Genomic DNA, 25215 nt, shown 5'->3' with positions numbered 1-25215 from the left:
CGGGAAACAACAATGAGTGCTGAAACCACGATGGTCAACACCTGCTACGGCCCGGTGAGCGCCGACGTGATGGCGCGGGCGGCCAACATCCGCCTGCTGATTTGCGATGTCGACGGCGTGATGTCCGACGGCCTGATTTACATGGGCAACAGCGGTGAAGAGCTAAAGGCCTTTAACGTGCGCGACGGTTACGGCGTGCGCTGCCTGCTGACCTCGGACATTGAAGTGGCTATTATTACCGGCCGCCGCGCTAAACTGCTGGAAGATCGCTGTAAAACGCTCGGCATTACGCATCTTTACCAGGGACAGTCGGATAAGCTTTTGGCCTGGCGCGAACTCCTGGATAAACTGTCACTATCGGCAGACCAGGTCGCGTATATTGGTGACGACCTGATCGACTGGCCGGTAATGGCACAGGCGGGTCTGAGCGTGGCCGTCGCCGATGCGCATCCGGTGTTACTGCCGCGCGCGCATTACGTGACGCGCATTGCTGGCGGTCGCGGTGCAGTACGTGAGCTATGCGACCTGATTTTGCTGGCGCAGAACAAATTTGAGGATGCCAAAGGGCAATCAGTATGAGTAAAAGCAGGCGTTGGATAACGCTGATTCTGGCGCTGATCGCCCTGGTGCTGATCGGCTGGAATCTTACCAACCAGGACGACAGCGCCACGCCGGTGGCGACCAACGATCAGGCGCCGACCTACACCAGCGCCAACTCCAGCACCGTGGTGTATAACCCGACGGGTGCGCTGGCCTATAAGCTGGTCTCGGATAAAGTGACCTACTTTTCGGCCGAAGAAGTGAGCTGGTTCGATAATCCGGTGATGACCACTTACGACGAAAACAAAGTGCCCACGTGGTCGGTTCGTGCTGACAAGGCAAAGCTGACGAAAGATCGTATGCTGTATCTTTATGGCCACGTTGAAGTACACACATTGACGCAGGATTCCCAGCTTGAGCGCATCATCACGGATAATGCTCAGGTTAATCTGGTCAGCCAGGATGTGACGTCTGACGATCAGGTCACCCTATTTGGCCGCAGTTTTAACTCCACTGGCATGAAGATGCGCGGCAACCTACGGACAAAGAATGCCGAGCTGCTTGAAAAGGTCAAAACCTCCTATGAAATTCAAAATGAACAAAAATAGCCTTAAGTTGCTGCTGGTGAGTGCGCTGCTGGCAACCAGCCTGCCGGCGCTGGCGTTAACGGGCGATTCGGACAAGCCGGTTAACATCGACTCGGTGAACCAGGCGCTCGATTTGCAGGGTAACGTCGCCACCTTTACCGGCAACGTGATCGTGACCCAGGGCACCATCAAAATTACCGCCGATAAAGTGGTGGTAACGCGTCCCGGCGGCGACAGCAACAAAACCATCGTCGATGCCTACGGCAATCCGGCCACCTTTTATCAGATGCAGGACAACGGCAAACCGGTGCAGGGTCACGCCGCCAAACTGCACTATGAGCTGGCCAACGATTTCGTCGAGCTGACCGGCAACGCCTTTATTGAGCAGCAGGACAGCAACATCAAAGGCGATCGCATCACCTATCTGGTGAAAGAGCAGAAAATGCAGGCCTACAGTCAGGGCCAGAGCAAGCGCGTCACCACCGTGCTGGTACCGTCGCAGCTGCAGGATAAAAACGGTTCGTCTGCGAGCCCCAAAAAGAGTAACTGATCGCTATGGCCACATTAGTCGCTGAAAACCTGGCGAAAGCCTACAAAGGCCGTCGCGTAGTAGAAGATGTCAGCCTGCAGGTGAAATCCGGCGAGATTGTCGGCCTGCTGGGTCCCAACGGGGCCGGTAAAACCACCACCTTCTACATGGTGGTAGGCATCGTGCCGCGCGATGCCGGCCGCATTATTATTGATGAAGAAGATATCAGTATTCTGCCGCTGCATGCGCGCGCGCGGCGCGGCATCGGTTATCTGCCGCAGGAAGCGTCGATCTTTCGCCGTCTGAGCGTCTACGACAACCTGATGGCGGTACTGCAGGTGCGTGACGACCTGACGGAAGAGCAGCGTCAGGATCGCGCCAATGAGCTGATGGACGAGTTCCACATCGGCCATCTGCGCGACAGCATGGGCCAGGCGCTGTCGGGCGGTGAACGTCGCCGCGTCGAGATTGCCCGTGCGCTGGCCGCCAATCCAAAGTTTATCCTGCTGGATGAACCTTTTGCCGGCGTTGACCCCATCTCCGTTATCGATATCAAAAAGATCATCGAACACCTGCGTGACAGCGGCCTCGGCGTGCTGATCACCGACCACAACGTGCGTGAAACGCTCGCGGTGTGTGAGCGCGCATATATCGTCAGCCAGGGCCATCTGATTGCCCACGGCACGCCAGATGAAATTCTTGCAGATGAGCAGGTTAAGCGGGTTTATTTGGGCGAAGAGTTCAGACTCTGATAAGGTGTCGGCATACCCGACATTTGCTTAGGAAATTCTAGCCGGATTATGAAGCAAGGTTTGCAACTCAGGCTCAGCCAACAGCTGGCGATGACCCCCCAGTTGCAGCAGGCAATCCGCTTGCTGCAACTCTCTACGCTTGAACTCCAGCAGGAACTGCAACTGGCGCTGGAAAGCAATCCGCTGCTTGAACAAACCGATCTGCACGATGAAGTCGACGCCCGCGAATTTCAGGAGAACGAGGCGTTAGATACCCGTGAGGCACTCGAACAGAAAGAGATGCCGGAAGAGCTGCCGCTCGATGCTACCTGGGACGAGATCTACACGGCCGGCACGCCCTCCGGCACCGGCACCGATTACCAGGACGACGAGCTGCCGGTGTATCAGGGTGAAACCACGCAGTCGCTGCAGGACTATCTGATGTGGCAGGTAGAACTGACGCCGTTCACCGACACCGACCGCGCCATCGCTACCTCCATCGTCGATGCCATCGACGATACCGGTTATCTCACCGTCAGCTTACAGGACATTTGTGACAGTATTGGTGACGAAGAGCTGACGCTGGAAGAGGTGGAAGCGGTGCTGAAGCGCGTACAGCGTTTCGATCCGGTGGGCGTCGGCGCACGCGATCTGCGTGACTGCCTGCTGGTGCAGCTGTCGCAGTATGCGGCTGATATGCCGATGCTGAACGAAGCACGGCTGATTGTCAGCGAGCACCTCGACCTGCTGGCTAACCACGATTTCCGCAGCCTGATGCGCGTGACGCGGCTGAAGGAAGAGGTGCTGAAGGAAGCGATGCTGCTGATCCAGTCGCTCGATCCGCGCCCCGGGCAGTCCATCAATACCAGCGAGCCCGAGTATGTAATTCCCGATGTGCTGGTGCGCAAGACTGGCACGCGCTGGACGGTGGAGCTGAACGCTGACAGCCTGCCGCGCCTGAAGATTAATCAGCATTACGCCGCGATGGGCGGTTCTGCGCGTAATGACAGTGACAGTCAGTTTATTCGCAGCAACTTACAGGAAGCCCGCTGGCTGATTAAGAGCCTGGAGAGCCGCAACGACACGCTGCTGAAAGTGACGCGCTGTATTGTCGAACAGCAGCAGGCGTTTTTTGAACAGGGTGAAGAGTATATGCGTCCGATGGTGCTGGCGGATATCGCCCAGGCCGTGGATATGCATGAATCCACCATTTCCCGCGTCACCACGCAAAAGTATTTGCACAGCCCGCGTGGCATTTTTGAACTGAAGTATTTTTTCTCCAGTCACGTCAGCACCGAAGGCGGTGGCGAAGCCTCGTCGACGGCGATCCGTGCACTGGTGAAGAAATTAATCTCCGCGGAAAATCCCGCAAAACCCTTGAGCGACAGCAAACTGACCTCCATGTTATCTGAACAGGGCATCATGGTGGCGCGACGTACGGTTGCTAAGTATCGCGAGTCTTTATCTATACCGCCATCAAACCAGCGCAAGCAGCTGGTTTGACCGAAACAAGAAGGAAGACCTATGCAGCTAAACCTTACCGGACTGAATGTTGAGATAACCGACCCACTGCGCGAATTTGTAAATAACAAATTTGCCAAACTGGAACACTATTTTGATCGTATCAATCAGGTTTATATTGTTCTGAAAGTGGAGAAGGTGACGCAGATTGCGGAAGCAACCCTGCACGTCAACGGCGGGGAGCTGCACGCCACATCGGAAGCGGAAGACATGTACGCGGCCATCGACGGGCTGATTGACAAGCTGGCCCGTCAGCTGACCAAACACAAAGACAAACTGAAAAAACACTAACCTTCACGCTTGCAGAGTGCTGACGGGTTCAGCACTCAGAGGAGAAATGGGGCGGGTCACCGCCCCGTTTTGTCATCTGCGCAAGCGCCTGCAGTCACCTGCCCTGCCCGTTCGCGGTGTCCCGGTACGTGCCTTACGGCTATGTGAACACGCAAGTGAAACGATGATGAACAACGATCTGACACTGGAATTGAGCGCGGTCCTTTCGCTGGACTGCACCCGCAGCGGCGTACACTGCCAGAGTAAAAAGCGCGCGCTGGAAATTATCAGCGAGCTGGCCGCTAAGCAGCTCAATCTGCCGCACCAGACGCTTTTTGAAGCCATCCTGACCCGTGAACGCATGGGCAGTACCGGCATTGGCAACGGCATCGCCATCCCGCACGGCAAGCTGGAGGAGGATACGCTGCGCGCCGTTGGCGTGTTTATCAGCCTCGACCAGCCTATCGCCTTTGACGCCGTCGACAACCAGCCGGTTGACCTGCTGTTTGCCCTGCTGGTGCCCGCAGACCAGTGCAAAACCCATCTGCACACCCTGTCGCTGGTGGCGAAACGCCTGGCGGATAAAACCGTCTGCCGCCGTTTGCGCGCGGCACAGAGCGATGAAGAGCTCTACGCCATCATTACAGAAGCTCAGGAAGATCACGCTTAAGCGACAGACACTTTTACCGGCCTGCGTGCCGGTTTAACACGGGAGAAATGTGATGGTGCTGATGATCGTTAGCGGTCGGTCAGGCTCAGGAAAATCAGTCGCGCTGCGCGCCCTTGAGGATATGGGCTTCTACTGTGTCGATAACCTGCCGGTGGTGCTGCTGCCGGAGCTGGCGAACACCTTAACCGAGCGCAATATCTCAGCGGCGGTTAGCATTGACGTGCGCAACATGCCGGAATCACCGGAGGTGTTTGAGCAGGCACTGAACAATCTGCCGGAAGCGTTCTCGCCGCAGCTGCTGTTTCTGGACGCCGATCGCAACACGCTGATCCGCCGCTACAGCGACACGCGCCGCCTGCATCCGCTCTCCAGCAAAAATCTGTCGCTGGAAAGCGCCATTGATGAGGAGAACGATCTGCTGGAGCCGCTGCGCTCGCGTGCCGATCTGATCATCGATACCTCAGAGATGTCGGTGCATGAGCTGGCAGAAATGCTGCGCACGCGCCTGCTGGGCAAGCGTGAGCGCGAACTCACCATGGTGTTTGAATCCTTCGGCTTCAAGCATGGCATCCCGATCGATGCCGATTACGTGTTTGACGTGCGTTTCCTGCCCAACCCACACTGGGATCCGAAGCTGCGTCCGATGACCGGGCTCGATCGTCCGGTGGCGGCCTTCCTCGATCGTCACACCGAAGTGCACAACTTTATCTACCAGACGCGCAGCTATCTCGAGCTGTGGCTGCCGATGCTGGAAACCAATAACCGCAGCTATCTGACGGTGGCGATTGGCTGCACCGGCGGTAAGCACCGTTCGGTCTACATTGCCGAACAGCTGGCAGACTATTTCCGTTCGCGCGGTAAGAATGTGCAGTCCCGTCATCGCACCCTGGAAAAACGCAAATCATGACCGTGAAGCAAACCGTTGAGATTCGAAATAAGCTGGGTATGCATGCGCGCCCGGCGATGAAGCTGTTTGAGCTGGTGCAGAGTTTTGATGCGGAAGTGCTGCTGCGTAACGAGGCCGGCACCGAAGCCGAAGCCAGCAGCGTGATTGCGCTACTGATGCTCGACTCCGCTAAAGGCGGTCATATCGAAATCGAGGCCAGCGGCCCGCAGGAAACCCAGGCGCTGGCCGCGGTCATTGAGCTGTTTGAAGCCGGTTTTGACGAAGACTAACCGCGTCAGTGCAGCTGGTAACGGTTGAGGAAACCCTCGCCGCCCAGCTGGCGCATCTGGCGCATAATCCACTGCTGGCGCTGACGAATGTAGCCGGACGGCGCATCCGCGCGGAAGCGAATCGGATTCGGCAGCACCGCAGCCAGCAAAGCGGCTTCCGCCATGCTCAGCCGACTGGCAGGCTTGTGGAAATAGCGCTGCGATGCCTCTTCCACACCAAACACTCCATTACCGAACTCCGCAATATTCAGGTAGACCGTCAGAATGCGGCGTTTGGTCCATACCGTTTCCAGCCCCACCGTCAGCCCGGCCTCCAGCCCTTTGCGCACCCAACTGCGGCCATCCCACAAGAACAGGTTCTTCGCCGTCTGCTGAGACAGCGTTGATGCGCCGCGCATCCGTTCACTGCCGTCATTGTCCAGCACCTGCTGAATGGCATGCACGTCAAAGCCCCAGTGCTCGGGGAATTTCTGATCTTCCGAGGCGATCACCGCCAGCGCCATCCACGGTGAAATCTCATCCATTCCCACCCAGTCTGAATGGGCGACATAATCGAAGCGTCCGCTGAACCACGCGCCAAGCTGCCGCTCCACCATTACCGCCGAAAACGGCACCGGCAAAAATGCGAACAGCACGATGCCGGCCAGCCACAGACCCAGCCATGCCAGAAGCACCCTGCCAGCCAGCCGCTTCAGGCGCTGGACCATCTTCCCTTTACTCTTACTCATGCAATCGTCTCTTACCGGTTCCCTGGATTAATCAATTACTCAGGTCATGATTTCAAATAGCGGTGATGCAAGCCGGAATTTTATCTCTGCGGCATCGCGACCACCAGCCAAACTCATTGCGCGGGCAACCATCGTTCCTCTATTAGAGCCAGTCGCATCAAGCACTTCCGGAAAAAAGGAATCGGTTCCATGCAGAAAAAACGCGCAGCGCGCACGGGCATAAATACTTAACCGATTGTGATACCGCTCACGTCAAACCTTTCACGATGTTTAACTATCATCTTTAGTAGTCAGTGAAGATGTTCATTGACAACCGAGACCATTCTGAAAAACACGGCGCAAATAGCGACAATTACGCTTCAGACCAGGGCGCAACCTGTAAAACGTTTTACCGCCCATCCGGTTTACGCTAACCGTTCAATGCCCGAACTGGAACTTTCAGCCGGGGGTTTCCAAAACGTTTTGGATAACCGCGGCAAAATCTGGTTATTCATTATTAGAATCAATAACATGAGCATAAAAACGGCCGTTGCGCTGCGCTTTATGCCGTTTGCCTTCGCTGCGCAGCGCTTTCCGGACCGCGACTGTGGGAAAACCAGGCAAAAAACCGAACATTTGCTCAAAAATAGTGCAATACGCCAAAGAAATTGATTCCTTGCTTGACTGTGTCAGCAAATTAATGTTTTCTGTATTTAAACGCTGCTCAACATCACACAATTTAATGAATCTTGTCACAAGCTGTGGCGAATTTGCTAAGGTGATTTTGAAGCGTTAACCAATACCACGCTGTTGCTTTTGTATTCGATTTCTAATAATAGCAGCAGCGCCCATTTCCCTGGTGTTGGCGCAGTATTCGCGCACCCCGGTTTCGACTGGGGTCATTTTTTTTCTGGCCCGCGCTATTTTTCCCGCTCCGCAACCCAATTCCGCAATACTTCAACGTCGTGCCGCCACTCGTGCTTCAGCTCGTCGACCCACTCCTGCACGTTATCCCACCAGGCCGGCAATTCCGGTGACTGAATCTGTTTCGCCAGCTTCTGCAGATGCAGCAGGCCGACGGAGCCCGCCGCGCCTTTGATCTTGTGCCCCTCTTCGGCGATGCCCTTCTGGTCACGCGCCATCATGTTGGAGTCCAGCACCTCAAGATAACCCGGCATCATCTGCTCGAACATCGTCAGGCTTTGGGTGATCAGTCCCGGACCAACCAGCTCGATATACTGCTCCAGCATGTCGACATCCAGCAGCGTGCGTGACTGTTCCGCGTCGGCGTCACTCACCACCGCTTCGGCTTCGGCCTGGTAATCCCAGAATTTCTTGATCATCGCGGTCAGCGCCGGCACCGCCAGCGGTTTGCTCAGCACATCGTCCATGCCGGCATCGAGATACTCTTTTTTATCCTTCAGCACGTTGGCAGTCAGCGCGACCAGCGGCGGCAGCGTCACGCCGGCATGCTGCTGATGAATGGCGCGCGACACATCGAGGCCAGTCATGTCCGGCAGCTGGATATCCAGCAGCACCAGGTCGAACTCCTGCGGATCGAACATCGCCAGCGCCTCACCGCCGGTCATCGCCACCTCCACGCTGCAACCCAGCTTCTCCAGTACCGAGCGCGCCACAATCACGTTGAGCTCGATGTCTTCCACCAGCAGCACATGCAGCGCCGGCAATGGCATGCTGTCGTCCTGATCCTCATCTTCCACTTCATCCGCCACGCGCGGCGCGTGGATCTCAACGGTAAAGCAGGATCCCTTGCCCGGTGCGCTGCTGACGGTGATATCGCCGCCCATCGCCTGTGCCAGCCGGCGTGACACCGCCAGGCCGATCCCGGTGCCGGTGGCCGGTTTGCCGCCGTGCTGATCTTTCACCTGGTAATACATGGCGAAGATTTTGTCCTGTTCTTCCTGCGGAATGCCCATCCCGGAGTCCTGCACCTCAAAGTGCAGCGTTTCGTCCTGGCGATAGGCGACGCGCACCACGATTTCGCCCTGCCGGGTAAACTTCACCGCATTGCCGATCAGGTTCCACAGAATCTGCCGCAGGCGCGTGCCGTCGGCGGAGATTTTGTGCGGCAGCGGCAGTTCCGGAGCCATGACGAACTTCAGCCCCTTCGGTTGCGCCAGCAGGCCGGAGAGGTTTTCCAGATCGGCGAGGAAGCCGGTGAAATCCAGCGGCTGGTTATCCAGCTGCACTTTGCGCCGCTCAATTTTGTCCACTTCAATCACGTCATTAAAGATGTTGCCGAGCGTGATGGCCGAGACGTGAATGGTTTTAAGGTACTTCAGCTGTTCCTGGTTGAGATCGGTGTCCAGCAGAATGCGGCTCAGTCCGACGATGCCGTTAAGCGGCGTACGCAGCTCGTGGCTGATGGTAGAGATAAAGGTGGTCTTTTCACGGCTGGCGTTCTCCAGCGCGTCCTGATAGCGCTTACGCTCGGTAATATCGCGTCCGAAGCCCATCAGACCGCTGCGCTTACCGACGCGGTCGTAATACGGCACTTTGCGGATTTCAAAGCAGGCTTTGCGCCCGTCCGGATACTGCAGCCACTGCTCATAGGTGAGCGACACATTGTGGCGAAACACCTTCTCATCGGTCTCCAGCACTTTGGTGGCGGCATCTTCGTCATAAATGTCGCGCGGCGTCAGGCCAATCAGCTGCTTCTCGCTCAGGCCGGTGAGCAGTTCCATGGCGCGGTTACAGCCGGAGAACTGTTTGTCGATGTTGCGATAGAACACCAGATCGGGCGAGGCATCAAGGAACGAGCGCAGGAAGGAAGATTGCTGCTCCAGCTCAATCTGCGCCTGCTCGCGCCGCGCCATCTCTTCGCGCAGCTTATCCATCACCTGCTCGCGCGCCTGCTCTGCTTTAATACGGTCGCTGATTTCCTGGTTCAGCTGGCTGATGGTCTCTTTCATCTGCTGATTCAGTTCAAGGTCGCGCGTGCGCATCTCCTCCAGCTTGTCCACCAGCTTCGACAGCCGCTGGCGCGACTCCTCCAGCTGATCGACCACCACGGAGAGAAAGTAGACCGCCCACGGGGTAATCAGCAGGCCAAAAAACACCGAACGCACGACGTCGATACTTTCAACGTGGCCACGCAGCACCATGGTGACCGCCATCTGCACCACCATTGCCAGCACCACCAGCGCCGAAGCCAGCAGCAGCGAAAACCGCACCAGCCCGAGCTTGACCATTAAATCCACGTAGTACTGTGCTAAAAGACGAATCTGTTTCATTACGCGCTCCCTGAACGAATCTGGCTCATCATAGCGTAATTATCTGCGCGCTGCGCCGCCGCACGCGCCGTGCGGACTGACTTTACGCCCTGTTATGGTGCAGCAGCGCGACGTTTCGCCGACGTTCCCGCCTTTATGCCTAAAGCGCTTGACTAATTCTGCTAACTGAATAATCTGGAGGGCCGCGCTTTTGCGGGTCCCGGTGCCGCGTGCCCGGCGCATCCGCTTTCTGCAGCCATCCCTCCTGATGGTTGCCTTCCGTTATTGCATATCCATTCAGCTTAAGTGCTGTTTTAATCACACCCTGGTTAATTAATTTTACTAATGGCAACCGCGTTTTGATTCAAATGTTCCGCCATAAGAAAAACAGATACATGCTGTGCACGAAACGGTCCAAACAGAATTTTGTGCTGGCATCCCCACATTCAACAGCATGGTCTGGAAATATGAGGCCGATCACACAGTGAGACGGCTCACACTTCATAAGGGAATCAGAAAGGTCAGATTGACATATATTTACGTAATAAAAACATAATAATCATACAGTTAAATCGCAAAAAGGCTGATTAACCGTAATAAAGCTGGCTATTTGACCTGAGTTCGCTTTCCCGATAAGTTGGAATTCCGCTGGATGCTTTCCAGTCGGGACTGTGTCTCGGCATATCTATGCAGCAAGAAGACTCCCTCTGGATGCAAGTTATCTCCCTTAGAGACCGGATTTTATGGACAGCCAATCAAGGACGTGAATCAGTGCCTTGATTGTCGTTGTCCGGTGTTGCGACGTCCGCGTAAAAGCGCGCGAAAACAAATTGATACAGCACGCAGCAGCGCTCTGTGCCTGAAATAATGCAGGTAATGTCTAAAGCAGTTTAAGGAGACCCTCAATGTCCACTCAACAACCTAACCCCTGGGGTTTGTATGATCCATCAGCAGGAAGCGACAGCTGTGGTGTAGGTTTCATTACCCGCAAGGACGGCGAGCAGACCCATGAAATCCTGCAGATGGCGCATAGCGCCCTGTGCACGGTACCGCACCGTGGCGGGATGTCTGCAGAGGGTGTGGGCGATGGTGCAGGCGTTAACGTTGACCTCTCCCTGAACTTCTTCCGTAAGCTGACCGGTCAGGCGCTGGAAGCGGGCCGCTTTGGCGTGGGCAACTTCTTTGTGCCAAAAGATGCGGCGCTGCGCGCGAACGCAGAGCGTCTGGTTGAAGAGACGCTGGCCGCTTACAACTTCCCGGTGCTGCTGAAGCGTGATATGCCGCTGGACAACAGTGTCACGCGCCCGGCCGCACAGCAGTTCCAGCTGCCGATCGTGCAGTGGGTGTTTGCCGCACCGCAGGACGTTACTGAGCAGAGCGACTTCGAGCGCCACATTTACCGTGCGCTGCTGGACATCGAAGCACGCGCCTTTACCGAAAGCGAATTCGGCGGCCTTTATCCGCTGTCGCTGTCGTCGCGCACTCAGGTGTTCAAAGCCCGCCTGAACTCCAATGAAGTGATTCCCTACTTCAAAGATCTGACCGATCCCGATCATCAGGTGCGCGGACTGTTTTTCCATACCCGCTTCTCCACCAATACCGATCCGCATACCACGATGGCGCAGCCGTTCCGCCTGATGGCGCACAACGGTGAGCTGAACACGGACCGTAAAAACCGCATCGCGGAAGCGGCACTGATGCTGGCGCGCGGCAAAAAGATCGTGCGGCCAAAAGGCCAGTCTGACAGTTCGCGTCTCGATCAGAGCATCCACAGCCGTCTGATGGAAGATAACCTCGATCTGATCAACGCCGTGGTTTCAATGATGCCGCCGGCGTGGGAAAACGACACCTCGCTGTCAGCTGAAGTGCGCGCCATGCTCGAATACTTCTCGCTGTATGAAGAGAAGAACGACGGCCCCGCCGCGCTGATCTTCGGTAACGGCGAAGTGATTGGCGCACGGCTGGACCGTCTTGGCCTGCGTCCGCTGCGCTCCGTCGAAACCGCTGAGTACATCGGTGCGATGTCAGAAGCCGGCCAGATCGCCTTCCCACCGGAGAGCGTGCTGCGCCGTGGCCGTATCGAAGCTGGCGGCATGCTCTATTACGATCACAAAGAGAAACGCTCTTACACCACCGTGCAGGCGCTGGAAAAGCTGGCGGCGGAAAAAGATTATCTCTCCCTGGTGCAGGCGGCACGCGTTGAACTGCAGCAGCTGCCGGAAGTGCCGGCAGAGAAACTCGGCTCACCGCTGCGCTATCGCGGCGACCTGAAAACCTATCAGCGCTTTGTGGCTTACTACTACAACCAGGAAAGCTTCAAATTCATGATGGACCCGATGCTGCAAACCGGCGCTGAGAAGATCTCCGCGATGGGTTACGGCAACGCCATCAATGGCCTGTCCGATCATGAAGGCGGCATGGCGCACTACTTCTCGCAGCGCTTTGCACAGGTCACTAACCCGCCGCTCGACTCCATCCGTGAAGCGGACGGCATGACGCTGCGCGTGGCGCTCGGCGCTAAACCGCACCTCGGCCGCAGTAAAGGCCAGCAGATCATCGTGCCAAGCCCGATCCTGACCCACCTGGACATGCTGCGTCTGCGCGAGCAGAAAGTGGCGCCGTATGCGCGCTTCGAGATGCTGTATGAGCCGGTCATCGGTAAAGACATCGTCAGCCGCGCCGCCAACGCCAAAGCGCTGGAAAACGCTATCGATAACCTGGCGCAGCAGGTGGTGGATTTTGCCCGTCAGCAGGGCGGCATCGCGGTGATCACCGATCGCCATATCTCTTCAACTCATGCTGCCATTCCGATGCTGCTGATGGTGTCGGCCATCAACCAGCGTCTGGTGCAGGAAGGCCTGCGTCTGGATGTGTCACTGGTGGTCGAGAGCGGCCAGAGCATCTCCTCGCACCATATCGCCGCCACGCTCGGCTTCGGCGCCTCTGCCGTGTATCCGCTGGGCGTACAGATGCGCGCGGAAGAGAAGTTTGGCGAAGGTGAAGAAGGCAACAAAGCGTTCAAACGCTATGCCAAAGCGGCAGAAAAAGCGCTGATGAAAACCATGGGCAAAGTGGGCCTGTGTACCGTTGAGAGCTACAGCTGCGGTGAGTTCTTCGAGCCGAACTTCCTCGATACCGAAGATCCGGTGCTGAAGAAATATTTCCCGAATATCAAAACTCCGGTGGGCGGCGCGGGCTTCCCGGCCATCGCGCAAATGGCGGTGGACTGGCACCAGAGCGCACTGAAAATTCAGGGCGAAGCCGAAGTGCCACTGCTGGGTCTGTTCAAAGAACGTTCTGAGGGTGCGGGCCACTCGTATGGCACCATCGCAGTACGTACCTTTATTGATATGACAGAGCAGCCGATTCGTTTCGCCGACAAAGCGCGCGAAGAGGACAACTTTATCCGTCTGATGACGCTGGCCAGGCTGGACAACGCGTTCAGCATCAAAGCCGAGTCGTTTAAAGACAGCAGCTTCGAGCGCATCCCGAATGCGGTGATCGACAGCTTTGCTATCACGCCGGATTACCGTCAGTTCTCCAGCCTGATGCACGCTGAGCGTAAGCGTCGTCCGGCGGCGCTGCGCGACATCCTCGCGCTGCCGTGCGATCTGACCCACGTGGACAGCGAAGCCGAATTTGGCCGCAAGCTGGGCCGCTACTCGCTGGTCAACAACGGCTTCGCCATTCGCGGCCTGCGCTGCGAAGCGGTGAACGGCAGCCTCAACCAGTTTGAGCTGCGTCTGATTGATGCTATTGCCGGCCTGAAGCCGGAGAGCGAGCGTCTGGCCGCGCTGTCACGCGCGCTGAAAACCCGCTTTAACGATGAGATCGAAAGCATCAGCATCACTGAAGGCGTGTTGCACATTACCGCTTACGGTCAGGCAGCAGACTATCTGGCAAAAATCTTTACCGCGCTGCCCTCGCTGCCGCTGGAAGAGGTCCAGCCGGCGCACGAAATCACCCGTACCTTCGCCTCAGGCGCCATGAGCCACGGCGCGCTGGTCGCGCCGGCGCACGAAGCGGTGGCGCACGGCACCAATATGGTGGGCGGAATGAGTAACTGTGGTGAAGGTGGCGAACACTATTCACGCCACGGCACCATTCGCGCATCGCGCATCAAACAGCTGGCATCTGGTCGTTTCGGCGTGTGGGCGGCTTATCTGGCCGACCCGATGCTGGAAGAGCTGGAGATCAAAATCGGCCAGGGCGCTAAACCGGGCGAAGGCGGTCAGCTGCCAGCACCGAAAGTGACGGTGGAGATTGCGGCCGCGCGTGGCGGTACGCCGGGCGTTGAGCTGGTATCACCGCCGCCGCATCACGATACTTATTCTATCGAGGATTTGGCGCAGCTGATCCACGACTGTAAAGCGGCACGCGTGCGCGTTATCGTCAAACTGGTGTCGTCTGAAGGCATCGGTACTATCGCAGTCGGCGTGGCAAAAGCCGGCGCAGACGTCATCAACGTCGCCGGTAACACCGGCGGCACCGGCGCGGCGTCGGTCACCAGCCTGAAATACACCGGGCGCGTGGCGGAAATCGGTATTGCCGAAGTACACCAAGCGCTGTGCGCGAACGGGCTGCGTGACAAAGTGCAGCTGCGCTGCTCCGGCGCACAGCAGACCGGCAGCGACGTGATCAAATCGGCCCTGCTCGGCGGCGACAGCTTCGAGTTTGGCACCACCGCGCTGATGATGCTGAAATGCGTGATGGCGAAAAACTGTAACGTCAAATGCCCGGCTGGCCTCACCACTAACGCTGAAGCCTTCGATGGCGATCCGCGTCAGCTGGCGCAGTACTTTATCAACGTGGCGCAGGAAGTGCGTGAGTTCCTCGCACGCCTCGGTCTGCGTTCGCTGCGTGAAGCGCGCGGCCGCTCTGACCTGCTGCACCTGATGGATCATCCGCTGGAAGTGGGCAAACTCGATCTGCGCGCCATGCTGACCGTGGTGCCAGAGCAGAAGATCGCTCAGCCGGTGTATCTGGAAAAAGATTTCGAGCTGGACGATGGCTGGGTAGAAGAGCTGAAAGCGCAGCTGGTTGATGCTGCCCGCCGCGAGATTACGCTGGGTAACGGCGTAACGCTGAACAACCGTAACAAGAGCGTTGGCGGTCAGCTGGCGATCGATATTGAGCGCATGCTGAACCACGAGCTGTCGGCGCAGCAGCTGGCCGCGCTGCCGGCGGTACTGCAGGATGACCGTGGCCGGAAATATCTGGCACCGCGCACAGTGCAGATTGATACCCGCGGGTCAGCCGGTCAGTCATTTGGCGCGTTCTGCAACGACGGCATGCAGATGAAGCATTACGGCACCTGTAACGATGGCGTCGGTAAAGGTCAGTGTGGCGGCGAACTGGTGGTGATGTCACCGGGCGGCGGCGCACAGGACAGCGACGGCAATGTGCTGATTGGTAACTTTGCGCTGTTCGGCGCGACCGGCGGTCGTCTGTTTGTTCAGGGCCAGGCCGGTGACCGTTTCGCCGTGCGTAACTCGGGCGCCACCGCGGTGGTGGAAGGCGTCGGCGACTTCTGCTGTGAATACATGACCAACGGCGCGATTCTTAACCTCGGCACCTTTGGTAAAGGTTTCGGTAACGGCATGAGCGGCGGCTTCGCCTATCAGTACGATCCGTATCGTTCCCTGGCCGCGCACGCCGCCGGTGATTCGGTGCTGTTCGGCTCCATCGCTGACGAAGACGAAATGGCGCAGGTGCACAAGCAGGCAGTGCTGACCATGCTGCACTGGCACCTCGAAGCTACCCAGTCGCCGCGCGCGGCGTGGCTGCTGGAGAACTGGGAAACCGAGTGTCAGCACTTCGTTTATGTGATGCCGCGCTCGCTGCTGCTGTATCAGGATGGCGGCGAAATTCTGAAAGCGAAAACGCGTAAGGATCTGCTGGAAGAGCTGTCCACGTCGCTGGCCGCGCATCAGGTTGCCAAGTTCAAATCAGCCTGGCGTGCGGGCAAAACCATCGCCGACGGTGCGGTACCGGCCTACGGCGCGACCGATACGCAGGAGATGTTTGTTCTGCTGAATAACTACACCGTTCTGAGCTTCGCGCAGCAGCTGGCGCTGGGCAAACTGCCGAAAGGCACAGCGGTGGAAGACGCGGCAGTCGAGAAAGCGGTTCGCAACCTGCTGATGACCGAAGATTTCGCGCTGGTCAGCAAGCTGCAGCGTCATGCCCGTGCGGCCATTGAGAACTACAGCGATGATGAGCTGGCAAGCCTGATCGCCGCCAAGCGTATGTCGGATTACAAAGCCGCGCTGACGCAGCGCAACATTCGCTCCATGGACAGCCTGGCAACCTATGGCTGGATCATTTATCAGGACGCCTGCAACCGTGAGGTGCTGGGCCATCTGCCTGATTTTGAAGAGCTGTTTGCACGTGCCGCACTGCCAGAGATTGCCGCCGCGGTCGGGAAACTCTCCTGATTGCGCTGCGAAAGAAGATTGATGACGATAAAACGGTTTGAGTACTGATATCCATGAAGATTCCTTACATTCCTGAAGACGCGCCGTTTAACGGCGAACAGAAATACTGGCTGGCGGGGTTTCTCGCCGGTCTCCACTCGCGCCTGCTGGTATTAGAAGACAAGCAGACCGCACCGGCAGCGGGCGCCAGTGCCACCACCCAGCTGCATATTCTGTTTGGCTCCCAGACCGGTAACGCCGAAGCGCTGGCGCAGACCGCAGCCAAAGCGGCGCGCGCTAAAGGCCTGGTGCCGGTAGTGCAGGCGCTGGGTGAAGTGGATCTGGATGTGTTCGCCACCATGCGTCATGTACTGATCGTCACCTCCACCTACGGCGAAGGCGAAATGCCAGACAACGCACAGCTGTTCTGGCAGGCCATCTCAGCCAGCACCGCGCCGCGTCTGGAGCAGATGCACTTTGCCGTGCTGGCAATCGGCGATACCGGCTACGACGGTTTCTGCCAGGCCGGTAAGTTCATTGATATGCGCCTGGAGCAGTTGGGGGCGAAACGCGTAGTGGATCGCATCGACTGCGACATCGATTACGAAGAGCCTTCCAGCGAGTGGATTGGCAGCGCCATGCCACAGTTTGCCGCCAGCGCGGGCAGCAGCGGCACGGTGCTGGAGAGCGCGCCGGAAGCGCCGGTGATCCCGGGCAGCAACAAGCAAAACCCGTACGCGGCGGCGCTGGTGACCAATAAGCGTCTGTCCGGCGAGCAGTCCGCCAAAGATATCCGTCACTTCGAATTTGACCTGAGCGACAGCGGCCTGAAATACGAAGCCGGTGATGCGCTGGGCGTGATCCCGGTGAACGATGCCGGGCTGGTGAGCCTGCTGCTGAGCGAGCTGAAAGCCGACTACGAAACCCCGGTGCCGGGCTTTGACCGTAACCTCGGCGATCTGCTGACCTATCAGTTCGAGATTTCTGAGCCGTCGCGCAAGCTGATTGAGTGGGTCGGACAGCAAACCACCAACCAGGAGCTGCTGCACGTCCTGCAGCACGACGATAAAGATACGCTGGCCAACTGGCTGTGGGGCAAAGATACGCTGGATCTGCTGCAGCTCGAGCTGAAGCGTAATCTGTCGGTGCCGGAGCTGGTGGCGATGCTGCGTCCGCTGCAGCACCGTGCTTACTCCATTTCGTCCAGCTCGAAGGCGCACCCTAACCAGGTCCATCTGACCATCGCTTCCGTGCGCTATCACAGCGGTGGCCGCGAGCGTAAAGGCGTGTGCTCGACCTATCTGGCTGAACGCGTGCGTCGCGGAGAGAAGCCGGCGATCTTTATTTCGCCGAACAAAGCGTTCCGCGTGCCGGCGAACAATAACGCCCCGCTGATCATGGTCGGTCCGGGTACCGGCATCGCGCCGTTCCGCGCCTTCCTGCAGGAGCGCCAGGCGACCGGCGCTGAAGGTAAAAACTGGCTGTTCTTCGGCGACCAGCATCAGGAACATGATTACATTTACGCGGATGAGCTGGCGGGCTGGCAGCAGAGCGGTCTGCTGACGCATCTCGACCTGGCCTTCTCCCGCGATCAGGAAGAGAAGATTTACGTGCAGAACCGCATGCTGGAGAAAGGCGCTGAGCTGTACGCCTGGCTGCAGGAAGGCGCCTACTTCTACGTCTGTGGCGATGCCTCACGCATGGCGAAGGATGTCGATGCCGCGCTGTATGAAGTGGTGCGTCAGTTCGGTGGTCTTTCCAGCGAGCGTGCCGCAGCCTATATCGATCAGCTGAAGAAAGATAAGCGTTATCTGCGCGACGTTTATTAAGATCGGTACAAAGGGAGCGCTACGCTCCCTTTGGTCTGCTGCGCACTAAGCCGCGCCGCGACACAGGCATAAAAAAACGGGCTAATCAGCCCGTTTTTTATTTTCCGCGATTTACTTCACTACGCGCAGTGAAGGACGTCCACCGCGCGGCGGCGGTTCATCATCCGGTGAAGAGTCGTCATCCGTCGCATCGTCCGGACGGTCACCATCAATCACCGACATTAACGTCTCTTCCTGGCCGCCTTCCTGCTCGTCGCCGGACAGCTCATAAGCGGGCTCCGGTTCGAACATGGTGCCGGCGCCGTTTTCGCGCGCGTAAATCGCCAGCACCGCAGCCATCGGCACGGATACCTGGCGCGGCACGCCGCCGAAACGCGCATTGAAGCGTACCTGATCGTTGGCAAGCTCAAGGTTACCCACCGCGCGCGGTGCGATGTTCAGGACAATCTGTCCGTCACGAGCGTACTCCAGCGGCACCTGTACGCCAGGCAGATTGATATCCACCACCAGATGCGGCGTCAGCTGGTTGTCGAGCAGCCATTCATAAAAGGCCCGCAGCAGATAGGGACGGCGGGCAGTAAGTTGCGACATTTCCATAGATTAGCCCCGGGCTTGCAGGCGCATTTCACGTTCGGCTTCCGTCAAAGAAGCGAGGAAGGAGTCACGTTCAAATACGCGCGTCATGTAGCCTTTCAGCTCTTTCGAACCTGCGCCAGCCAGATCCACACCCAGCTGCGGCAGACGCCACAACAGCGGCGCCAGATAGCAGTCAACCAGGCTGAACTCTTCGCTCATAAAGAACGGCGTACGTGAAAACAGCGGCGCGATGGCCAGCAGCTCTTCGCGCAGTTGCTTGCGCGCGGCATCGGCTTCGGCACCGCTGCTGGTTTCAATGGTACGCATCAGGCTGTACCAGTCCTGCTCAATGCGGTGCATCATCAGACGGCTTTCACCGCGCGCGACCGGATAAACCGGCATCAGTGGCGGATGCGGGAAACGCTCATCGAGGTATTCCATGATGATGCGGGATTCATACAGCGTCAGTTCACGGTCGACCAGCGTTGGCACAGTGCGATACGGGTTGAGGTCAATCAGATCCTGCGGCAGATTATCCGTTTCAACCTGCTCGATCTCCACGCTGACGCCCTTCTCAGCCAGCACGATACGTACCTGATGGCTGAAAATGTCAGTCGGACCAGAAAACAGCGTCATTACCGAACGTTTGTTGGCAGCGACAGCCATGAAAACCTCCAAGTTTGTTCACAAAAAAATACTGCGAATGGCCAGCCACGCGGCGACTCACCTGCTCATCAGATTCGCACACAGCCGGGCGTTACGCGCATCGTCCGGTCGTCCCGACAGGCGCAGCATGCACAACGCCGCGACTCGCGGGCGCAAAGTGTCAGTCAGTTTACCAGATTTTAAGCAGCTTGTGGGGCGGGGATAATCATTTGCGGGCAAAATGCGGGGAAAGCTCGCGTTTTTACGCTGAAAAAGCGGCAGTTCAGGCAATAAAAAACCCGCCGAAGCGGGTTTTTTGAGCCAATTGTAACTGCCGAAGCAGCCAGCAATTAACGCTTGGAGAACTGTGGACGACGGCGTGCTTTACGCAGACCGACTTTCTTACGTTCAACCTGACGCGCGTCACGGGTAACGAAGCCCGCTTTACGCAGTTCAGAACGCAGAGACTCGTCGTATTCCATCAGAGCGCGGGTGATACCGTGACGGATCGCACCAGCCTGACCAGAAATACCACCACCTTTAACGGTGATGTACAGGTCCAGTTTACCAACCATATCAACCAGCTCCAGCGGCTGACGCACGACCATGCGTGCAGTCTCACGACCGAAGTACTGCTCCAGAGAGCGCTGGTTAATTACGATGTTACCGCTACCCGGCTTGATAAAGACGCGAGCGGCAGAGCTTTTGCGGCGACCAGTGCCGTAGTTTTGAGTTTCAGCCATTGCCTATAATCCCGATTAAATGTCAAGAACTTGCGGTTGCTGCGCCGCGTGGTTGTGCTCGTTACCTGCGTAAACTTTCAGTTTACGGTACATAGCACGACCCAGTGGGCCTTTTGGCAGCATGCCTTTAACCGCGATTTCAATCACACGCTCAGGACGGCGTTCGATCATCTCTGCAAAGGTCGCTTGCTTGATACCACCGATGTGGCCAGTGTGGTGATAGTAAATCTTGTCGTTACGCTTGTTGCCGGTTACAGCAACTTTGTCAGCGTTCAGAACGATGATGTAATCACCGGTATCAACGTGCGGAGTGTATTCCGCTTTGTGCTTACCACGCAGACGGCGCGCCAGTTCAGTCGCCAGGCGACCCAGGGTTTTGCCAGTTGCGTCAACAACATACCAGTCACGCTGTACGGTTTCTGGTTTAGCTGTAAAAGTTTTCATTGAAAAGCTTACCCAAATAAAAGTTACACGTTGGTGAAATCCCAAACGCTAAGTTAACGATTGAGGCTCACACGACCAATTCGCCCAGCAAGCCCACCCCCTCAGGTAGAGTTACCGGATCACACAGTTTTCCGGGAAAAGAAAGCCTGTGCTGTAACGTGGGGTCGCAAGATTATAGAGAAGTCGAATCTAAAGATCGACTCTTTTTGCGCCCGAAGCGGTGATTTCTGTTTGCCCCTCAGGGCAGGTGCGGCAGGCGAAGATACTCCTCGCTCTGCATCTCCTGCAGGCGCGACAGACAGCGCTGATATTCGAATTTCAGCCGCGTGCCCTGATAGATTTCAAACAGCGAGGTTTCTGCCGCCACCACCAGCTTGACGTGGCGCTCGTAGAACTCATCCACCAGCGCGAGGAACCGCCGCGCCTGGTCTTCTGTTTTGTAAATCATCACCGGCACATCGTACAGCAGCACGCTGTGGAAGCGGCGCGACAGCTCAATGTAATCGTGCTGGCTGCGCCCTTCACCGCACAACGCGAGGAAGTTGATGGCCAGTACGCCTTCGTTAACGCCGAGCGTCGGCAACTGGCGATGGTTAATCTCCAGCACCGGCGCGTCGTCGCGCGGTTTACCGGACAGCGCGCTGAACATGCGCTCCATCTCCGCGTGCGTTGCGTCGTTAAGCGGGAAATTCCACAGATGGGCCGATGTCAGGGTGCGCAGGCGATAATCAATGCCGGCATCGACATTCATCACATCGCAGTGGCGCTTAATCTGCTCGATAGCCGGCAGAAAACGCGCCCGCTGCAGGCCGTTGCGGTACAGCTCATCCGGCGGAATGTTGGAGGTCGCCACCAGCGTAATGCCGCGGGCAAACAGCGCTTCCATCAGGGTACCAAGCAGCATTGCGTCGGTAATGTCGGAGACAAAAAACTCGTCGAAACAGAGAATATCGGTTTCCGCTTTGAAACGGTCAGCGACAATCAGCAGCGGGTCGCTGTGGCCCTGCAGCTGCGTTAACTCTTCGTGCACGCGCAGCATGAAGCGATGGAAATGCAGACGCAGTTTGCGATCGCCAGGAATAGACTGAAAAAACAGATCCATTACCCAGGTTTTACCGCGTCCGACGCCGCCCCACATATACAGGCCACGCACCGGCGCTTCATGGCTCTCCGGCGCTTTATTCATCAGCTTTGATAAGCGGCCAAACAGCCCTTTCGCTGCCGGCTGCGGCTGCTGCTGGCGGGCAATCAGGCCTTGCTGAATGCGATCTAAACGGGTGATGGCGTCACGTTGTACATCGTCCGGACGAAACTCGCCCTGCGACAGCGCCTGCTCATAGCGCGCAAGCGGAGATGAGGTTTGCATGGTTCTCTCAGAATCCCTGAAAAAGTCCGATTCACGTGTCGGTTGTCGAAAATTAGGCCGCTCTACACTAAGCGATACAGCCCGAGGATTCCACTTCCGATGGATTAACGGGTATAGTGGCTACTATTGAAGTTGAAACAGAAGCAATGCCCTACGAAGCAACGGAAATTACACGGGAGTCATTATGACCTGGGAATACGGGCTGATTGGTTTAGTGATTGGCATTATTGTCGGCGCGGTAGCGATGCGTTTTGGCAACAAAAAGCTGCGTGAGCAGCGCAGCATGCAGTACGAACTGGAAAAATCCAAAGCGGAGCTGGCGGATTACCGCGAAGAGCTCACCAACCACTTTGCGCGCAGCGCAGAGTTGCTGGACAACATGGCGCGCGACTATCGCCAGCTGTATCAGCATATGGCGAAAGGGTCGAATGACCTGCTGCCAAATCTGCCCGGCGAGAAAAACCCGTTTGCTTACCAGCTGACGGAAGCCGAGGCCGATAACGACCAGGCGCCGGTGCAGATCCCGCGCGACTACTCTGAAGGCGCATCGGGCCTGCTGCGCAGCGGCGAACGCACCACCCGCAGTTAATCCTTTTGGGGCACAGCATGGCTGTGCCCTTTTTGTTTTCCGAACGCTTATTACCAATAACTGTCACACTTCTTTTATCCCCCTTTTCGCAGCGAGAGCGTCATAGCAATGAAAAAACCAGCACGACTGTTAAGCGCATTAGCCTTGAGCATTGGGATGAGTCTGGCGGCGACGCCGGGTGCCATGGCCACGTTGCCGGCACAGATTCAGGGACAAGCACTGCCAAGCCTGGCACCGATGCTGGAAAAAGTGCTGCCGGCGGTGGTCAGCGTGCATGTCGAGGGCACCGACAGCGGTCAGCAGGGCCAGGATATTCCCGAGCCGCTGAAGCGCTTCTTTGGCCAGGCGCCCGGGCAGTCTCAGCCACAGCCGTTTGAAGGACTGGGTTCCGGCGTCATCATCGACGCAGCTAAAGGCTACATTCTGACCAACAATCACGTGGTAAACGGTGCGGATAAAATCAGCGTGCAGCTGAGTGATGGCAACGAATATGACGCAAAGCTGATTGGTCATGACGAGCAAACCGACATCGCGCTGATTCAGGTAGAAGGCGCAAAAAACCTCACGCAGGTGAAAATTGCTGATTCTGACGCGCTGAAAGTGGGTGATTTCGCCGTGGCGATCGGCAACCCATTCGGCCTCGGCCAGACGGCGACGTCCGGCATTATCTCGGCGCTGGGCCGCAGCGGGCTGAATCTGGAAGGGCTGGAGAACTTTATTCAGACCGATGCCGCCATCAACCGTGGTAACTCTGGCGGCGCGCTGGTGAACCTCAACGGCGAGCTGATCGGCATTAACACTGCCATTCTGGCGTCGAGCGGCGGCAACATTGGTATTGGCTTTGCCATCCCCAGCAACATGGCGATGAACCTGGCGCAGCAGCTGATTCAGTTCGGCGAAGTGAAGCGCGGTCAGCTCGGGATCAAAGGCACAGAAATGACCGCCGATATCGCGAAAGCGTTTAACGTCGATGCGCAGCGCGGAGCATTTGTCTCTGAAGTGCTGCCGAAGTCGGCGGCGGAACAGGCGGGCATCAAAGCGGGCGACATCATTACCGCCATTAACGATAAGCCAATTACCAGCTTTGCCGAGCTGCGGGTGAAAGTCGGCACCACGCCGCCAGGCCAGCAGGTGAAAATCGGTCTGCTGCGCGATGGCAAACCGCTGACGGTAACCGTAACGCTGGAACAGAGCGCGCAGAGTACCGCCAGCGCCCAGCTGATGTCGCCAGCGCTGCAGGGCGCCACGCTCAGTGACGGCAATACCAAAGCCGGCGATAAAGGGGTCAAAGTCGATACCATCGAAAAAGGCACGCCGGCAGAACAGGTTGGCCTGCAGAAAGACGATGTGATTGTCGGCGTTAACCGTACGCGGGTGCAGAGCCTCGCCGAGATGCGCAAAGTGCTGGAGGGCAAACCGCCGGTACTGGCGCTGAACGTGGTGCGCGGCGACGAGAGTATTTACCTGCTTCTGCGATAATCCTCGCAACGGGCGGACAAGCAGGTGTTTGTCCGCCCTTCTCGTGCTATTCTGCCCTGCGATCAACTCTTGCCTGAAATAACACCATGTTTCTTAAACTTTTACGTTCTGTGGTGATGGGCCTGATCGTGGCAGGTTTACTGCTTGTCGCGATCCCGGCGCTGCGAATGGGCAGCAACGTCACCTTTGATCACGACAGCAGCGCCGATGAAGCGCCCTTCAGTTTCAATCAGGGCGTGCGCCGTGCTGTGCCGGCGGTGGTCAACGTCTATAACCGCAGCGCGCACGGTAACAATAATCGCGGCATTACCACGCTCGGTTCCGGCGTCATCATGAACGCGAAAGGCTACATCCTCACCAACAAACATGTCATCAATAACGCTGACCAGATTATCGTTGCGCTGCAGGACGGACGCTTTTTTGAAGCGACGCTGGTGGGCTCCGACGCCATGACCGATCTGGCGGTGTTAAAAATCAGCGCCTCTAATCTGCCGGTAATCCCGATTAACGCCAAACGTGTCGCGCATATTGGTGATGTGGTGATGGCGATTGGCAACCCGTACAACCTCGGCCAGACGGTCACCCAGGGCATCATCAGCGCCACCGGCCGCATCGGTCTGAGCTCCTCCGGTCGGCAGAATTTCCTGCAAACCGATGCCTCGATCAACCAGGGGAACTCCGGCGGCGCGCTGATTAACTCGCTGGGCGAGCTGATGGGCATCAACACGCTGACCTTCGACAAAAGCAACGACGGCGAAACTCCGGAAGGCATTGGTTTTGCCATTCCGACCGCGCTGGCGACCAAAATTATGGATAAGCTGATTCGCGATGGCCGGGTGATCCGCGGTTATATCGGTATTACCGGGCGCGAACTGCCGCCGCTGCACGGTCAGGGCAGCAACCTCGATCGGGTGCAGGGCATTATTGTCAGCGAAGTGACGCCGGGCGGTCCGGCGGATCGCGCCGGCATTCAGGCCAATGATGTCCTGCTGCAGGTAAACGGTAAGCCGGCGCTGTCCGCGCAGGAGACCATGGACCAGGTGGCGGAAATCCGCCCGGGATCGGTGATTGATGTGCAGGTGCTGCGCAATGAGCAGAAGATGACGCTGCCGGTTACCATCCAGGAGTTTCCGGAAGCGGCCAATAATACCTCGCCGTAAACGC

22 protein-coding genes are annotated in these 25215 nt (G+C 57.4%); 15 read left to right on the top strand and 7 right to left on the bottom strand.

Annotation, left to right across the window (positions count from 1 at the left end):
* Positions 1-12: 12 nt before the first annotated feature.
* The 9 genes from kdsC (at position 13) to npr (ending at position 6024) form a co-directional block, all read left to right on the top strand.
* Entirely contained in the window at positions 13-579 is a 567-nt protein-coding gene (gene kdsC, locus H7K56_RS13465) for a 3-deoxy-manno-octulosonate-8-phosphatase KdsC (protein ID WP_058774894.1), read from the top strand.
* Positions 576-1148, top strand: coding sequence for an LPS export ABC transporter periplasmic protein LptC (gene lptC / locus H7K56_RS13460; protein WP_021507740.1), 573 nt, complete (start codon positions 576-578; stop codon positions 1146-1148). Before kdsC ends, lptC begins: the two co-directional genes overlap by 4 nt.
* Complete coding sequence (lptA, locus tag H7K56_RS13455; protein ID WP_031279739.1) at positions 1123-1677, top strand: lipopolysaccharide ABC transporter substrate-binding protein LptA; 555 nt, start codon at positions 1123-1125, stop codon at positions 1675-1677. Before lptC ends, lptA begins: the two co-directional genes overlap by 26 nt.
* Before the next feature lie 5 nt (positions 1678-1682).
* Positions 1683-2408, top strand: a complete 726-nt coding sequence (gene lptB, locus H7K56_RS13450; RefSeq protein ID WP_010618248.1) for an LPS export ABC transporter ATP-binding protein — start codon at positions 1683-1685, stop codon at positions 2406-2408.
* 48 nt (positions 2409-2456) lie between these two features.
* Positions 2457-3890 carry an RNA polymerase factor sigma-54 gene (gene rpoN, locus H7K56_RS13445; RefSeq protein ID WP_031279740.1) on the top strand — a complete coding sequence of 478 codons (1434 nt, stop codon included), beginning with the start codon at positions 2457-2459 and terminating at the stop codon, positions 3888-3890.
* A gap of 21 nt (positions 3891-3911) precedes the next feature.
* Positions 3912-4199, top strand: coding sequence for a ribosome hibernation promoting factor (gene hpf, locus H7K56_RS13440; protein ID WP_010618250.1), 288 nt, complete (start codon positions 3912-3914; stop codon positions 4197-4199).
* 166 nt (positions 4200-4365) lie between these two features.
* Positions 4366-4848 carry a PTS IIA-like nitrogen regulatory protein PtsN gene (ptsN, locus tag H7K56_RS13435; protein WP_031279741.1) on the top strand — a complete coding sequence of 161 codons (483 nt, stop codon included), beginning with the start codon at positions 4366-4368 and terminating at the stop codon, positions 4846-4848.
* Between the two features lie 52 nt (positions 4849-4900).
* Positions 4901-5755, top strand: coding sequence for an RNase adapter RapZ (gene rapZ, locus H7K56_RS13430; RefSeq protein WP_021507744.1), 855 nt, complete (start codon positions 4901-4903; stop codon positions 5753-5755).
* Entirely contained in the window at positions 5752-6024 is a 273-nt protein-coding gene (gene npr / locus H7K56_RS13425; protein ID WP_058759594.1) for a PTS phosphocarrier protein NPr, read from the top strand. The genes rapZ and npr overlap by 4 nt, the downstream gene beginning before the upstream one ends.
* A gap of 5 nt (positions 6025-6029) precedes the next feature.
* On the opposite strand, the gene mtgA is transcribed toward npr, so the two are convergent.
* The gene (gene mtgA / locus H7K56_RS13420) at positions 6030-6752 is read right to left on the bottom strand and encodes a monofunctional biosynthetic peptidoglycan transglycosylase (RefSeq protein WP_031279742.1); all 723 of its coding nucleotides are present in this window, start codon (positions 6750-6752) and stop codon (positions 6030-6032) included.
* Positions 6753-7058: 306 nt separating this feature from the next.
* Here mtgA and H7K56_RS13415 point away from each other — a divergent pair, with 306 nt between their 5' ends.
* Positions 7059-7403 (top strand): hypothetical protein, encoded by a 345-nt coding sequence (locus H7K56_RS13415; protein WP_150361680.1) that lies wholly within the window; start codon positions 7059-7061, stop codon positions 7401-7403.
* Between the two features lie 248 nt (positions 7404-7651).
* Here the strand turns inward: H7K56_RS13415 and arcB are convergent, their stop codons facing one another.
* Positions 7652-9985, bottom strand: a complete 2334-nt coding sequence (arcB, locus tag H7K56_RS13410) for an aerobic respiration two-component sensor histidine kinase ArcB (RefSeq protein ID WP_150361679.1) — start codon at positions 9983-9985, stop codon at positions 7652-7654.
* An 884-nt stretch (positions 9986-10869) separates the two neighbouring features.
* Between arcB and H7K56_RS13405 the strand changes: the two genes are divergently transcribed.
* Together H7K56_RS13405 and H7K56_RS13400 are read left to right on the top strand one after the other, a co-directional pair.
* Entirely contained in the window at positions 10870-16401 is a 5532-nt protein-coding gene (locus tag H7K56_RS13405) for a glutamate synthase-related protein (protein ID WP_150361678.1), read from the top strand.
* Between the two features lie 53 nt (positions 16402-16454).
* Complete coding sequence (locus H7K56_RS13400; protein ID WP_150361677.1) at positions 16455-18209, top strand: sulfite reductase subunit alpha; 1755 nt, start codon at positions 16455-16457, stop codon at positions 18207-18209.
* A gap of 111 nt (positions 18210-18320) precedes the next feature.
* Here H7K56_RS13400 and sspB read toward each other — a convergent pair whose 3' ends face one another.
* The 5 genes from sspB to zapE form a co-directional block, all read right to left on the bottom strand.
* Positions 18321-18806: a ClpXP protease specificity-enhancing factor gene (gene sspB, locus H7K56_RS13395; RefSeq protein WP_021507752.1), complete on the bottom strand. Its 486-nt coding sequence runs from the start codon at positions 18804-18806 to the stop codon at positions 18321-18323.
* A gap of 3 nt (positions 18807-18809) precedes the next feature.
* Positions 18810-19451 (bottom strand): stringent starvation protein SspA, encoded by a 642-nt coding sequence (sspA, locus tag H7K56_RS13390; RefSeq protein WP_021507753.1) that lies wholly within the window; start codon positions 19449-19451, stop codon positions 18810-18812.
* Positions 19452-19780: 329 nt separating this feature from the next.
* The gene (gene rpsI, locus H7K56_RS13385) at positions 19781-20173 is read right to left on the bottom strand and encodes a 30S ribosomal protein S9 (protein ID WP_021507754.1); all 393 of its coding nucleotides are present in this window, start codon (positions 20171-20173) and stop codon (positions 19781-19783) included.
* 15 nt (positions 20174-20188) lie between these two features.
* The gene (rplM, locus tag H7K56_RS13380) at positions 20189-20617 is read right to left on the bottom strand and encodes a 50S ribosomal protein L13 (RefSeq protein ID WP_021507755.1); all 429 of its coding nucleotides are present in this window, start codon (positions 20615-20617) and stop codon (positions 20189-20191) included.
* Positions 20618-20855: 238 nt separating this feature from the next.
* Positions 20856-21983 (bottom strand): cell division protein ZapE, encoded by a 1128-nt coding sequence (gene zapE / locus H7K56_RS13375; protein WP_150361676.1) that lies wholly within the window; start codon positions 21981-21983, stop codon positions 20856-20858.
* A gap of 184 nt (positions 21984-22167) precedes the next feature.
* Between zapE and zapG the strand changes: the two genes are divergently transcribed.
* The 3 genes from zapG (at position 22168) to degS (ending at position 25211) form a co-directional block, all read left to right on the top strand.
* On the top strand, positions 22168-22572 hold the full coding sequence (zapG, locus tag H7K56_RS13370) for a Z-ring associated protein ZapG (protein ID WP_021507757.1): 405 nt from the start codon (positions 22168-22170) through the stop codon (positions 22570-22572).
* Positions 22573-22680: 108 nt separating this feature from the next.
* Entirely contained in the window at positions 22681-24051 is a 1371-nt protein-coding gene (gene degQ, locus H7K56_RS13365; protein WP_031279744.1) for a serine endoprotease DegQ, read from the top strand.
* Between the two features lie 86 nt (positions 24052-24137).
* On the top strand, positions 24138-25211 hold the full coding sequence (gene degS, locus H7K56_RS13360; RefSeq protein ID WP_021507759.1) for an outer membrane-stress sensor serine endopeptidase DegS: 1074 nt from the start codon (positions 24138-24140) through the stop codon (positions 25209-25211).
* The last annotated feature ends 4 nt before the right edge of the window (positions 25212-25215 follow it).

It is taken from the genome of Pantoea dispersa (assembly GCF_014155765.1).
Taxonomy (GTDB): domain Bacteria; phylum Pseudomonadota; class Gammaproteobacteria; order Enterobacterales; family Enterobacteriaceae; genus Pantoea; species Pantoea dispersa.
The sequence above is the reverse complement of the archived record's forward strand: the minus strand, read 5'-3'. Positions and strand labels throughout refer to the sequence as shown.